The sequence below is a fragment of the Longimicrobium sp. genome, assembly GCF_036388275.1.
Classification (GTDB): domain Bacteria; phylum Gemmatimonadota; class Gemmatimonadetes; order Longimicrobiales; family Longimicrobiaceae; genus Longimicrobium.
In genome coordinates this window covers 338,286-350,684 of record NZ_DASVSF010000002.1, presented here as the reverse complement: position 1 = coordinate 350,684, position 12,399 = coordinate 338,286, and the positions used below count along the sequence as shown (strand labels likewise).

Here is a 12,399-nt window from a genome sequence, read left to right as displayed (position 1 = left end):
GGGGTCGATCGCCTTTCCTCGGAACCATCACCGGCTCCCCTTGCAGGGGCCAGGAGAGGATCGCCCGAGGCTTCTCAAGTACGTTAGCACGATGACGAGCCTCGGTCAAGACACGTTTCTTCGCGGCCGCGGAAACGGCGCTTTCGGCACACCGGCTCCGCCTGGGTTTTCAACATCGCGCAGGCGACACCGCAGAGCTCCTGCTCGCGCGCCACCTGCGGAACCTGGCCCTGTCCGAAGCGCTCTATCCCGTCCTTCAGATGCTTGAGCCCGGCCCACCGGGCTCGGCTACTCATCGCGCAGCTCCCGTCCGGTCAGTGCCAGGAACACGTCTTCCAGCGTGGCGCGGTGGGTGGTCAGCTCGGTGAGAACGCCGCCCGCCGCGCCGATGCCGTCCAGCAGGGCGGGGAGGCTGCGGTGCGTTTCCTCGACGGTCAGCTGGGTGGCGCCGCCGTGGGTGGAGACGCGGGTGACCCCCGGGATGGCCCGCAGCTCGTCGTCCGAAGGCTGCGCGGTGGCGGCGAACTCGATCACGTGCGCGCCGCCCAGCGATGCAATCAGCTCGGCCGGGGTGCCGTGGGCGATCACCCGGCCGTGATCCATGACGGCGATGCGGTCCGACAGGCGCTCGGCCTCGTCCATGAAGTGCGTGGTCAGCAGGATGGTGCCGCCGCGCGCCTTGAACGCCTCGCACACGTCCCACAGTTGCCGCCGCGACTGCGGGTCCAGCCCGGTGGTGGGCTCGTCCAGGAACAGCAGGTCGGGGTCGCCCGCCAGCGCGCAGGCCACGGATAGCCGCTGTCGCTGGCCCCCGGACAGGTGCCGCACCTGCGCCCTGCGCTTCTCGCCCAGCTGCACGAAGTCGATCAGCTCGTCCGGCGTGGGGCCCTGGCGGTAGAACGAGCGGAACATCCGTACGATCTCTTCCACCGTCAGCCGGTCGGAAAACTCGCTTTCCTGCAGCTGCACGCCCAGGCGCTGGCGGATGGCGGCGGCGTCGCTTTCCCATCTCATCCCAAGGACCTGCACCTCGCCGCCGTCGCGGGGCTGCAGCCCCTCCAGGATCTCCACCGTCGTCGTCTTGCCCGCGCCGTTCGGCCCGAGCAGCCCGAAGCACTCGCCCCGGCGCACCTCCAGGTCGATGCCGTCCACCGCCACCGTGCCGCCGAACCGCTTGTGCAGCCCGCGGCAGCGGATGGCGGGCTCAGTCCGTGTATCCGTCCGTTCCAACTCGCGTTCTCCATTTACCGGGGGAGAAAACGGCCCACGCTCGCACGCCCGGTGCCGCGGTTGCGGGTCACCGTTGCGATGCCCCGTGATCTTCGGCGTATCTTTGGTATGCTTTCTGCTGATAAACACATCCAACAGGTTGACTGACAACTACTTGGACCACGTTCCGGAGAACGAGCCATGACCGATCGCGCGACGCAGGAGCACGCCGAGGACAGCAACATGATCAAGGACCCGGACAACTGGGTCACGGGCGACGAGCCGATGACGGGCGCCCAGCGCTCGTACCTTCACACGCTGGCCGAAGAGGCGCACGTGGAGGTGGAGGACGACCTGACCAAGGCCGAGGCCTCCAAGAAGATCGACGAGCTCAAGGACGAAACCGGCCGCGGCCGCTGATCCCTCGTCCGCCCGATGCGCGCCCCCGGCTTGGACGAGCCGGGGGCGCTTTCGTTCGCGGGATGAGAGCATTGACCTTTGCCCCCACTCGCATCAAAATGGACGTACACCCCACCTGCGCAAGAAATCTGAGGTACTTATGAATCCCACTGTGGATCGCTATCTCTCCAGTGCAGACCTGGAGCCAGTGCCCGTTACGAACGCGGACGTCCTGGCGTTCTGGACCAAGGTGGAGCGTGCCCTGGACGATGCGCACGAGGCCGGTATCAGTCTCGACACTCGGCTGTTGTGTGCATGCGGCGCAGCGTTGCTCGTCGCGGTGGCGATCGGTCGCGCCGCGGGTTACCACTTTTGCATTGGCGATGATCAGCAGCAGATCGTATTCGACGTTGCACGGAGCCTGGTCCGCGACAGTAAACTGGCCAATGCACTTTCCGAGATGACCCACTTCCTGCCGCTGTGGCACGCGGTGGAGAATGAACCATTCAAGAGTGCCAATGTGCACGACGTTTCCGCTGCGATCACGGCGGCTACCCTCGTGATCAACCTGGGCGCGAAGCACCTCGGCGTGAAGCGCCCAATCAGCACTCGGCCGGCAATCTGAAACACGAAAGCGAAACGGGCCGGAGCCGATTCCTCGGCTCCGGCCCGCTCTCGTTCGCGGCTGACGCCGGGGACGCCTACTCGGCCGACGACGGGCCGGCGTTGCGGACGGCCTCCGGCACGCGGTCGGCGAACTGCTCGAAGTTCTGACAGAAGGCGTTCGCCAGGTCGCACGCCCGGGCGTCGTACGCCTCGGGGTTCGCCCAGGTGCCGCGCGGGTTCAGCAGCTCGGCGGGGACGCCGGGCACGTCGGTGGGCACCTGCAGGCCGAAGAACGGCACCGTCTCGGTCGCCACGCCGTCGAGCTGGCCCGAGAGCGCGGCGCGCACCATGGCGCGGGTGTACGCCAGCTTCATGCGGCTGCCCTCGCCGTACGGCCCGCCCGTCCAGCCGGTGTTCACCAGCCACACCCGCGCGCCGTGCTGGGCGATCTTCTGTCCCAGCAGCTCGGCATAAACCCCGGGGTGCAGCGACAGGAACGCCGCGCCGAAGCAGGCCGAGAAGGTGGGCTGCGGCTCCTTTACGCCGCGCTCGGTGCCCGCCACCTTGGCCGTGTACCCCGACAGGAAGTAGAACATCGCCTGCTCGGGGGTCAGGCGGCTGATGGGGGGGAGCACGCCGTACGCGTCGGCCGTCAGGAACACGATGTTCCGCGGGTGGCCGCCGCGCGCCTCGGGGACGTAGTTGTGGATGTAGTGGAGCGGATACGAGATCCGCGTGTTCTCGGTGATGGAGATGTCGTCGAAGTCCACCCGCCGGGCTTCGTCCATCACCAGGTTCTCCAGCACCGTGCCGAACATGCGGGTGGTGGCGTAGATCTCCGGCTCGCCCTCGGGCGACAGCTTGATGGCCTTGGCGTAGCAGCCGCCCTCGAAGTTGAAGATCCCGTCGTCCGTCCACCCGTGCTCGTCGTCGCCGATCAGCCCGCGCTCCGGGTCTGCCGACAGGGTGGTCTTGCCCGTGCCCGACAGCCCGAAGAAGAGCGCCGTGTCGCCCTCGGGGCCCACGTTGGCCGAGCAGTGCATGGAAAGCACGCCCTGCATGGGCAGCACGTAGTTCATCACCCCGAACACCGACTTCTTGATCTCGCCGGCGTAGCGGGTGCCGCCGATCAGCACCTCCTTGGCGCCGAAGTTGATCAGGATGAAGGTGCTGGTGCGCGTGCCGTGGCGTGCGGGGTCTGCCTCGTACTCGGGCGCATGGAGAACGGTGAACCCCGGCACCATGTCGGCCAGGCCCCCTGCTTCGGGGCGGCGGAACATGTTGAACGCGAACAGGTTGTGCCACGCGTTGGGGGTGATCACCCGTACGTTGAGCTCGTACTTGGGATCGGCCCCGGCCACCATGTCGCGCACGTACAGGTCCTGCCCCTCCAGGTGCGCCATCACGTCTTCGCGCAGCGCCGCATAGTGCTCGGGCGAGATGGGCACGTTTACCTTGCCCCACCACACGTGCTCCTCGGACGAGGGCTCGCGCACCACGAAGCGGTCGTTGGGCGAGCGGCCGGTGTGCGGTGCTGTGACGGCGTTGAAGGGGCCTCCCTCGACCAGGCTGCCTTCGCCGCGCCGAACCGCGTGCTCCACCAGCTCCACGGGGTTCAGGTTCCAGAACACGGTTCCGGGGTTGCGGATCCCGTGGTTTTCCAACCCGTAGCGGCTTTCGCGGCCGGTGCCGGCCGCGGCGGGAGCTTCGGGAACAAGGGTCGTCGACATCGTCGCTCTCGTGCAACAGGGTCGTGCGGGCCCGATCAGACGGCAGCCGGGCGGGCAGAAACGGCAACTCTAGCACCCCCGGCGCGGGGATGCAAGGTGAACACGGCTCACCGGTCTTGTGCTGCCACGTTCATGAAGCGGTCCCGCGCCGGGTCAGCTTTCGTGCCCGTCCTCCCGGTCCGGGAACTCCGATGCGAGAAGCCGGGGCTCCGGCACCTTGATGTCGAAGCCATCGGCCAGGACCCCGGACAGGTGCGTGGCCAGCGCGATCTCCAGTTCCGCCAGCGCCTCGCGCCGGGTTTCGCCCACGACCGAGAACCCGGGTAGCTCGCGGATGGTGATCACGTAGTAGGGCTCCTCGCCTTCCGCGTCGCGAATGGCCCGTCCCTCCAGCGACCACGGCAGCGCCATGTGCTCGCCGACCCGCGCGTCGTCCTGGCTCCCGCTCCAGGTCGCGCCTTCCTTGCGGATGGCGAGCGGCACAACGGGCCGGTGGCCGCAATCCAGCGTCGCCTCGATGTACTCGCGCAGCACGATCGGAAAAATCGACTCTGCCTCCGTGCGTGAGTCGCACACGACGGAGAACCCGCTCATCTCGTCGATCGTAATCAGGTAGTACGGTTCGGCGTCCGGCGCCTCGCGCACGCCCCTCCCGCGCACGGACCAGGGAAGTGCCAGGTATTCATCAACAGTCCTCATCAGATCCTCCATGGCTGGGTGGAGACACTGGATGAGGAGCAAATCTACGGGATCTCCGAGCGGTGTAAAGTTTGTTCGTTTTACGCCACCGCTGGCACCAGCAAGAATCAGCGTCGCGGCGCGCCCAGCTGCATCCGCAGCCCCGCGTACAGCGAGCGTCCCGGCCCCGGCTCGTAGTACCGGCCGCCGAAGGCGTTGATGACCACGGACGTGTTGTAGCCTCGATCCAGCAGGTTCGTCACGCCGGCGAACGGGGCGAACTCCAGGCCCGCGACGCGAGCGCCCTCCCATCCCCCGCGCACGTCCACCAGCGCGTACGAGGGCGACGCGAACCCGGCGTCGGCATCCGTATCCGCCCCGGCGTGGACGACACGTAGCGTGCATCGAGCCCCGCGAACGGGCCGCGTGGGGGCGAGGCGAGCAGCGACAGCTTCCACCGGTGCGGCGCGATTCGGGGGAACGCGGGTGCCTGCACGGTCGTTCGCGCCCACCACGTAGCGGCCGAGCGCGCCCCGGTGTGCGTGTAGGCCGCGCGCGCCGTGAATCGCGAAACCGGGAGCGGGGTGCACCCTCCGCGGCTCTGCGGCCGCCCACTACCGCAATGGGAGCCTTTTGTGACATACCTTGTGGAAACCGGTGTTCTCGTGTTATTGTAAAAACACACGTTTGGGCCTGACGGTCGGTCCTGGCGCGGATGTCTCCACTCCCCGGCCCGCGCACCCGGGGCGAGTGGCGGCGGCCGTCCGCGGTCGGGGCGAAGACATCACCATGGAACTCTGTTTCTCATCCCTTTTCACGAGACACCATGTACAAGCCGACACTCTCGATTCTGCTGCTTGCAGCCGCCACCTCGGCCTGCGACGCAGGTCCCACAGGCGGAAACACCTCCGCCCCGCGACCGGGGACCCCTGACGCGGCCATGCAGGACTTGGCGCGTGGCATCGCCATGGCAATGGCCGATCCGGACATCCGCGAGGACGTCCGCGACGCCATGCGCGCTTCGCTTATAACCCAGCATCGCCTGGTGCTACACGAGTACCTGGCGTCGCCAGAAGCTGATGACTTGGTGGCCAGCGTGGCGCAAGCACTGGGCAGCGACCCGGCGGCTGTGCGCACGCTCGCGGCGCAGCTCCCGGATGCCGACTTCTTCGTTCCGGCCCGCGAAGACCGGCGTACGTGGAAGGCTACGCCCAACCTGGTGGTAACCGGCCTCGTTCAGCGGCCTGAAGATGGGTTCAGCACCGGCTTCCGGCCCGGCGGCACGCGCACGCGGGTGGCGTTCAACCGCGCCAACCCCGGCGTGGCGGTATTCCAGATCTCCCCGACCGAGTTCCGGGGCCGCCGCATCGATCCGCAGGCAAACGTGCCCGGAGATGTGATCGAAGAAGCGAACGACGGCGTGATCTCCGGCCGGTATATTTGGACCCCGGTCAACGGCACCCCGGTGACCATCGAGTTGGCCGACCTGGGCAAGAGCAGAGCGGTACGCGGTCCCAAACTGAACGAGAGCTGCGATCCGCAGACAGCCTTGCTCCCCTGCGCCGAAGACGGAGGTAGCGGTGGTGGTGGCGGCTCCTACGCGCCCGCCGACACGACCTTCCTGGACTACTACTACCTTCACTACGCCGACGGCTGCGGCGACCCCGACCCCACCTTCCGGGCCACGCACTACAATGCGGCCGGCGTGGCCACCGGCACGGGTGAGCTGCAGTACGAGGAGGTTCCTCGGTTCACGCACTTCTATCCGCATGCCGCGCTCCTCTTCCGGCGCATTACCGAAGGCACGTCGGAGCGCGTCTACTTCAAGATCATCGACCGCGACGGCGGGTTCTGCGGCGGCGACGACGAAAAGGGGGGGCGTAATTTCTACGCAAGCGACCGCGGGCAGATCCGGACCATCTACCAGAGCGGCAACGCGACCGCCAACATCGAGCTTGACTGGACGCCCAAGTACTAAGGCGCACTGACAGGTCGGGCAGCCGAGCCGGGCAGGAGCACTCCTGCGCGGCTCGGTCTGCGTTCCGTCCCGTACCGCCCGCCGCTTCCTCAGCACGCCTGAGTTGGTTCCGCCATCAGCGGACTTCTCCCAGCTGCATCCGCAGGCCCGCGTACAGGGAGCGGCCTGGTCCCGGCTCGTAGTACCGGCCGCCGAAGGCGTTGATGACCACGGACGTGTTGTAGGCTCGATCCAGCAGGTTCGTTACGCCGGCGAACGGGGAGAACTCCACGCTGGCGACGCGGGCACCCTCCCATCCCCCGCGCACGTCCACCAGCGCGTACGCGGGCGACGCGAACCGCGCGTCGGTATCCGTATCCGCCACCGGCGTGGACGACACGTACCGCGCGTCGATCCCGGCGAACGGGCCGCGCGGGGGCGAGGCGAGCAGCGACAGCTCCCACCGGTGCGGCGCGATGCCGGGAACGCGGTTGCCGGCGCGGTCGTCCGCGCCCACCACGTAGCGGCCGAAGCGCGCGTCGGTGTGCGTGTAGGCCGCGCGCGCCGTCCATCCCGCGCGGGGCGTCAGCACGGCGGCGGCTTCGATGCCGCGGTGGTTCGCCTGGCCCGCGTTGCGAAAGAAGGTGCGCCCCGGCGCGCCCGGCACCTCGAACGGGATCAGCGCGTCGTCGATCCGGGCGCGATACGCCGCCGCCTCTACCCACACGCCGGGCGCCACGCGTGCCTTGCCGCCCACCTCCAGCGATACGGTGCGCTGCGGGTTCAGCTCGGGGTTGAAGCCGCCCGCGCCGCTGGGCCGGTTGGCCAGCTCCGTGGTCGTGGGCGTCTCGAAGGCGGTCGCCAGGTTCGCGTACACGGTGGCGGATGGCGTGACCGCCACCGATACGCCAAGCGCCGGGCTCACCTGGTCCATCGTCCGCGCGCCGGAGTCGTCCGGGTTGGCGGCGGATACCAGGCGGTCGTTCACCCCGAAGCGGAAGCGGTCGTAGCGCACGGCGGCCAGCACGTCCACCCGCGCGAGCGGCGTCGCCGTCGCCTGGGCGAACACGCTGGACGAGGTGACGCGCTCCCGCTGGTCCAGCGTCAGGCTCCCTCGAGTCCCCGCCGTGTTGGCGAAGTTGCGGCGCTGGTCGCGCTGCCCCTCCATCTCGCCGCCCACCGTCCAGCGGAGCCTCCCCACGCCGCCGTTCCACGCGGCGCGCGCGCCCCGGACGCTGCGGTCCAGGTCGATGATGGACGTGGGGATGGGATTGTCGATGGACCGCATCAGCCCGTACGCCGACACCTCCAGCGCGCCGGGGCCCATCGCGCGCCGCCACCACACCCCCAGCTGCCCCTGCCGCCCCTCCTCGCCCGTGGCCTGCTGCACGTTGCGCGCGAACGCCCGCCGCCGGTCCACGCGCAGCAGGGAGTCGGACAGGGAGCCGGGATTGAGCGCGTCGTAGTTCACCAGGCTGAACGTGAGCCGCGCCTCGTTCGCCCCGCGCGCCATCGACACGCTGCCGCCGGCCAGCGTGTTGCGCGCCCTGGAGTGCTCGCGATAACCGCCGTATCGCAGGTGCGACACCCAAGCGCGGTACCCTAGCGCGCCCATGCGGCCACCGGCGCTCGTCTCGCCGCGCAGCAGCCCGTCGCCGCCGGCCAGCACGCGGTGCTCCGTCGCGAACGGCGCATCGGGCGGGGGGGCGCTGCTGAAGCGGATCACCCCGCCTGACGCGTTGCCGTACAGCGCCGACGCGGGGCCGCGGATGACCTCGGCACGGCCCAGCTGCGAGGGATCCACGTGGTTCAGCGTGGTCTGCCCGTCCGGCAGCGTGGCCGGAATGCCGTCCACCAGCACCCGCACGCCGCGCACGCCGAACTGCGCCCGCGCGCCGAAGCCGCGGATGGAGATGCGCTCCCCCAGCGCGTAGTTGAAGCGGTTGTCCACCTGCACGCCAGGGATGGCAGACAGCGCGTCGGTGAGCGCCAGCCCGGGGCGACCCTGCCGGATCTCGGCCTCGCGCACCGCGGTGACGGCAAAGGGCGCGCGCAGCTGGGGAACGCTGCCGCCCAGCACCTGCACGGTGACGGTATCGAGCGGGACGGTCGTCGTATCGGTCTGCCCGGCGGCGGGCGCGGCGGCGCACAGGCACGCAAGCGAAAAGGCGGCGCGCAGGGGCACGGCCGTGATCGGCTTCATCTGCAACGGCTTTTCTGGAACGGAGTTAGGCTATGCTCTCGCGCTCCGAAGCCGCAGAAAACGGTCCATGGCGGGAATCGGCCTCACACGGTTTCGCCGCGTCAGGGTTGCAGCGCGAACGCCACGATGGCGTCGCTCCGCCCGAACGCGCCTCCGTCGCCACCCGCCGCCACCACCACGAACTGCCGTCCGCCCACCGCGTACGTCATAGGCGTGGCCTTGCCGCCCGCGGGGCAGCTCGCCCCGCCACACTTCGCGCCCGTTCCGTGTGTCGAACGCGCGAAGAAAGCGGTCCAGCGTGCCCGCCATGAACACCAGCCCTCCCGCGGTCGCGATGGGGCCGCCCAGGTTGGGCGAGCCCATCCCCGCCCCGCCGTCCGGGAGCGCCGCGCCCAGCGGCCCCGGCGAGCCCAGCGGCACCTCCCACACCTTTTCGCCCGTCCGCAGGCTCAGCGCTACCAACGCGCCGAACGGCGGAGGCGTGCACGGCGTCATGCCGGGCCCCAGCAGCAGGCGCCGCCGCATCACGTACGGCGTGCCCCGCATGTCGGTGATCTCCCAGTCCACGGACGCGCGCTGGGCTGCCTCCCGCTCCCGCACGGCGCTCACCTGCTCGCGCGGAATCAGCTGCACGATGGCGCCGATGCGGTTCACGGGGACGATGGCCACCTCGTCCGTGCGGTCGAACGCCACGCCGCCCCAGTGCGCCCCGCCGATGTTGGACGGCACCGCCAGCGTGCCCTCCAGGCTGGGCGGCGTGAAGATCCCCTCGTTGCGCAGCCCGGCGATGATGGCCCGGCATGCCGCGCGGCCCTCGGGCGTGGGAGCCCACGCGTCGTCCGCCGTGATGCGGTGAGGCGAGAGGGGCGGAAGCGCGCTGAAGGGCTGCGTGGGGGAGGCCTGCTCGCCGGGGACGGTGCTGGCGGGGACGGGCCGCTCGGTGACGGGAAACAGCGGCTCCCCCGTTTCCCGATGGAGCACGAACAGCTGCCCCGTCTTGGTGGCCTGGATCACGGCCGGGATGGCGCGTCCGCCGCGGTGGATGGTGACCAGCGCCGGGGGCGACGCGTTGTCGTAGTCCCACAGGTCGTGATGCACCGTCTGGAAGTGCCACACCACCTCGCCCGTCCGGGCCCGCAGGGCCACGATGGAGTTGGCGTAGCGGTTGTCGCCCGGCCGCGCGCCGCCGAAGTAGTCGGGGCTGGGGCTGCTGGTGGGGACGAACACCAGCCCCCGCTCCGCGTCCGCCGCGATCACGGACCACGCGTTTGCGCCGCCCGTCCGGTGCGACTCGGGCGTCTGCCAGGTGGCGTACGCGGGGTCCGCCGGGTCCTGCGGAACGGGGTCCCACGCCCATAGAAGCGCGCCGCTGCGGGCGTCGAAGCCGCGCACCTCGCCGCTGGCGGCCTCCACCCGGTTGTTGTCGGCGACGGCGGAGCCTACCACCACCACGTCACCCACGATGGCGGGTGGAGAGGTCACCTGGTACTCCGCCGCCTCGAACGGAGCGTTCCGCAGCCCGCGGCGCAGGTCCACCGTGCCCGCCGCGCCGAAGCTGGCGCAGGGCCGGCCGTCGCGGGCGTCCAGGGCGATCAGCCGTGCGTCGATGGTGGCGACGTAGATGCGGCGGCGGCACGCGGCGTCACCAGCGGTTCGCCCGTCCACCCAGGTGGAAACGCCGCGGCTGGTGAAGTCGCCCCAGCGGACGGAGCGGTCGACGCGCGGGTCGAACACCCACCGCTCGGTGCCGTCCGCGGGGTCCAGCGCGATCACCCGGCCCAGGGGCGTGCTCAGGTACAGCGTTCCGTCCACCATCAGCGGCGTCGCCTCGAGTGCAGTGGGGCGGGCGGTGGCGTATTCGGGCGCGGTCTCCCCCGTGTGGTAGGTCCACGCCACCGCGAGCGCGCCCACGTTGCCGCGGTTCACCTGGTCCAGCGCCGACCAGCGGCTTCCCCCCGCGTCGCCGCCGTACGCCGGCCACTCCACGGCATCGTTCGGCGAGGGAAGCGGCGGACCGGACGTCGGAATGCAGGCCGCGAGGGTGAAAACGCCTGCGTACAGCCACCCGCTATGAATCGTCATGGTCGGGTTCTGGTGGATCGGGTGAGACGGCCGGGTGCCGCGGGGCGCGAGGGAGGGGCGCTCCGCCACGAAAGGGTGCGGCTCAGGGCGTCGGAAGCGCCACGAGCACCGCGGTGACCAGCAGGACGGCGGCGGCGATGGCCAGCTCCACCCGCGCGGAGCGCTGCAGCCGGCGCGTGCCCGCGTCGTCCGCCCCCAGGCCGGGGAGCACGCGCCGCCAGTTGTAGAAGCCCGTGGCCCCGACGAGCGTCAGCAGCGCCACCTTCAGCAGCAGCGCGCGCCCGTAGCCCGTGCCCCACAGGTTGTCGACCGCGCCGATGTGAAGGAGCGCGCTGACGACGCCCGTGGCGCCCACCACGGCGCCGGAGATGAGCGCCATCGGCGAAAAGGCGCGCACCATCATCGCGACGGCCCCGTACGCCGCGGCCGTCGTCCCCAGCGTGGCCGGAATGCCGATGGCCAGCACCATCAGCAGGCTGCCGATCCACGCGCCAGCCGCCAGCACGTGCAGCGCATCGCTGACGATGGCCACCGCGGTCAGCCCCTCGACGCCCGCCGCGTGGCCGGAGAGCCCAGGAACCGCGGCCAGCAGCACCACGCTTCCCGCGGCGCCCATCCACCCCGCGGTCCGTCCGTGCGGCGCCCGGGCGATCAGCATTCCCATCACGAACGCGCAGGTGGCGATGGCCTGCAGCAGCCAGCCCAGCCCCCACACCGTTCCCGTCACCAGCGCCGTCAGCTGCTCCCCGCTCCAGTCCTCCGTCCGCATGCCCAGCGCGGCCGCCTGCAGCCACAGCCGCCCCGCCAGCGTCAGCATGGAGAGCGACGCGGCACCCAGGGCAATGGTCCACGCGCCTGCCTCCGCCCGCGCCGCCACGGGACGGAATGCTTCGTCCTTAGCCAGCCGCGCCAGCACGCCGAAGCGGAAGGCCACCACGCCGATCATCGCCAGCAGCGCGGCGAACCATCCCCAGCGCACGGCGACGGAAAGCGGGCTCGCCGCGGCCGACGTGGTGGTGCCGACCGCGTCGGGGTCGCCCGGAACGCCCGCCGCCAGGCTGGAGTCCACCCGCGCGGAGTCTTTTGCTGCCTCCGTGGGCAGCGGTCCGCTCGTCACGGGAGTCGCGGGTGCGGCGACGACGAAGCGGAACGTGCCCCGCAGCACGTGTCCATCCGCCCCGGCCGTGGTCCACTGCGCCTCGTACGCGCCGGGGGCGAGCGGCTGCGCCAGTTGTAGGACGTACTCGCGGTTGCCCTCTCCATCCACGGGTGCGCCGCCGGTGAGGACGGTGCGCCCGCCCTGCCGCAGCTCGATGCGCGTGAGCCCGGGCGCGACAGCGGTGCTGAACCGGACGCGCACCTCCGCCAGGACGCTCGCGACCGTGTCGCCGTTGGCGGGCTGCGTCGACTGGATCTTGGTGTGCGCGGCCGCCGGAGCCGCCAGCAGCGCGCAGGCCAGCACCGGAAGCAGGGCGCGGCGGGCCAGCAGGGCGATCAGAGAAAGGATCGAAGGCATCCGTGTGAGTTCCAGGGCC

The 12,399-nt window shown here is 70.4% G+C and carries 10 protein-coding genes; 3 read left to right on the top strand and 7 right to left on the bottom strand.

Annotated features, from left to right (window positions below):
- Positions 1-288: 288 nt before the first annotated feature.
- Complete coding sequence (locus VF632_RS01550) at positions 289-1,230, bottom strand: ABC transporter ATP-binding protein (protein WP_331021078.1); 942 nt, start codon at positions 1,228-1,230, stop codon at positions 289-291.
- A gap of 180 nt (positions 1,231-1,410) precedes the next feature.
- Here VF632_RS01550 and VF632_RS01545 point away from each other — a divergent pair, with 180 nt between their 5' ends.
- Positions 1,411-1,629, top strand: coding sequence for a DUF3072 domain-containing protein (locus VF632_RS01545; protein WP_331021077.1), 219 nt, complete (start codon positions 1,411-1,413; stop codon positions 1,627-1,629).
- A gap of 139 nt (positions 1,630-1,768) precedes the next feature.
- Complete coding sequence (locus VF632_RS01540; RefSeq protein ID WP_331021076.1) at positions 1,769-2,233, top strand: hypothetical protein; 465 nt, start codon at positions 1,769-1,771, stop codon at positions 2,231-2,233.
- Positions 2,234-2,309: 76 nt separating this feature from the next.
- On the opposite strand, the gene pckA is transcribed toward VF632_RS01540, so the two are convergent.
- The 3 genes from pckA to VF632_RS01525 form a co-directional block, all read right to left on the bottom strand.
- The gene (gene pckA, locus VF632_RS01535) at positions 2,310-3,944 is read right to left on the bottom strand and encodes a phosphoenolpyruvate carboxykinase (ATP) (protein ID WP_331021075.1); all 1,635 of its coding nucleotides are present in this window, start codon (positions 3,942-3,944) and stop codon (positions 2,310-2,312) included.
- Positions 3,945-4,097: 153 nt separating this feature from the next.
- Entirely contained in the window at positions 4,098-4,643 is a 546-nt protein-coding gene (locus VF632_RS01530; protein ID WP_331021074.1) for a type II toxin-antitoxin system HicB family antitoxin, read from the bottom strand.
- A 107-nt stretch (positions 4,644-4,750) separates the two neighbouring features.
- The gene (locus VF632_RS01525) at positions 4,751-5,080 is read right to left on the bottom strand and encodes a TonB-dependent receptor (protein WP_331021073.1); all 330 of its coding nucleotides are present in this window, start codon (positions 5,078-5,080) and stop codon (positions 4,751-4,753) included.
- A gap of 368 nt (positions 5,081-5,448) precedes the next feature.
- Between VF632_RS01525 and VF632_RS01520 the strand changes: the two genes are divergently transcribed.
- Entirely contained in the window at positions 5,449-6,600 is a 1,152-nt protein-coding gene (locus VF632_RS01520; protein WP_331021072.1) for a hypothetical protein, read from the top strand.
- 115 nt (positions 6,601-6,715) lie between these two features.
- On the opposite strand, the gene VF632_RS01515 is transcribed toward VF632_RS01520, so the two are convergent.
- The 3 genes from VF632_RS01515 to VF632_RS01505 form a co-directional block, all read right to left on the bottom strand.
- Entirely contained in the window at positions 6,716-8,782 is a 2,067-nt protein-coding gene (locus VF632_RS01515; RefSeq protein ID WP_331021071.1) for a TonB-dependent receptor, read from the bottom strand.
- Between the two features lie 30 nt (positions 8,783-8,812).
- The gene (locus VF632_RS01510; RefSeq protein WP_331021070.1) at positions 8,813-10,864 is read right to left on the bottom strand and encodes a pyrroloquinoline quinone-dependent dehydrogenase; all 2,052 of its coding nucleotides are present in this window, start codon (positions 10,862-10,864) and stop codon (positions 8,813-8,815) included.
- Positions 10,865-10,946: 82 nt separating this feature from the next.
- Complete coding sequence (locus VF632_RS01505; RefSeq protein ID WP_331021069.1) at positions 10,947-12,380, bottom strand: copper resistance CopC/CopD family protein; 1,434 nt, start codon at positions 12,378-12,380, stop codon at positions 10,947-10,949.
- Positions 12,381-12,399: the final 19 nt, after the last annotated feature.

Excerpts from the sequence above, each read along its gene's own strand:
- VF632_RS01545 (WP_331021077.1), top strand. The coding sequence starts at position 1,411 with ATGACCGATCGCGCGACGCAGGAGCACGCCGAGGACAGCAACATGATC.
- VF632_RS01540 (WP_331021076.1), top strand. The coding sequence starts at position 1,769 with ATGAATCCCACTGTGGATCGCTATCTCTCCAGTGCAGACCTGGAGCCA.
- pckA (WP_331021075.1), bottom strand. The coding sequence starts at position 3,944 with ATGTCGACGACCCTTGTTCCCGAAGCTCCCGCCGCGGCCGGCACCGGC.
- VF632_RS01530 (WP_331021074.1), bottom strand. The coding sequence starts at position 4,643 with ATGAGGACTGTTGATGAATACCTGGCACTTCCCTGGTCCGTGCGCGGG.
- VF632_RS01520 (WP_331021072.1), top strand. The coding sequence starts at position 5,449 with ATGTACAAGCCGACACTCTCGATTCTGCTGCTTGCAGCCGCCACCTCG.
- VF632_RS01515 (WP_331021071.1), bottom strand. The coding sequence starts at position 8,782 with ATGAAGCCGATCACGGCCGTGCCCCTGCGCGCCGCCTTTTCGCTTGCG.
- VF632_RS01510 (WP_331021070.1), bottom strand. The coding sequence starts at position 10,864 with ATGACGATTCATAGCGGGTGGCTGTACGCAGGCGTTTTCACCCTCGCG.
- VF632_RS01505 (WP_331021069.1), bottom strand. The coding sequence starts at position 12,380 with ATGCCTTCGATCCTTTCTCTGATCGCCCTGCTGGCCCGCCGCGCCCTG.